The sequence below is a fragment of the Desulfovibrio sp. JC010 genome (assembly GCF_010470675.1).
Classification (GTDB): Bacteria; Desulfobacterota; Desulfovibrionia; order Desulfovibrionales; family Desulfovibrionaceae; genus Maridesulfovibrio.
The window spans coordinates 1-374 of record NZ_VOIQ01000054.1 but is presented as its reverse complement, the minus strand read 5'-3'; the positions used below and the strand labels follow the sequence as shown (position 1 = coordinate 374).

1 pseudogene is annotated in these 374 nt (G+C 50.5%); it reads right to left on the bottom strand.

Annotation, left to right across the window (positions count from 1 at the left end):
• Positions 1-374 (bottom strand): annotated as a pseudogene (locus tag FMR86_RS20330) (hypothetical protein); the annotation flags it as partial.

Genomic DNA, 374 nt, shown 5'->3' with positions numbered 1-374 from the left:
TTTTTGATACCAGCGGTGGTCAGGATTTCAGTGCCGGGGAAACGGTACTGCAGGTAAGCGTTTTTAACGTTCAGGGTGTTGAGGCTAGCGGGGTCGCCGTCAGTGCCTTCAACCTGACCGTTGTTATTGGAACCTACGCGGGTTTTGTACTCAGTGTACAGAACACCCCAGAGGTTTTCGTTAGCGATGAAGCGGAACTGTGCACGAGCACGGAACCAGAAGTTCAGATCATCTTCGTTGTCGCCGCCGTCTTTAACGGACTGGAAGTCATAGTTGTCAATGAAGTTCATCTGGAACTGGAATTTACCTTTAGCTTCCAGATCAACTGCGGATGCAGATGCAGCAAAGCCGAAGACCATGCATGCGAGTACTGC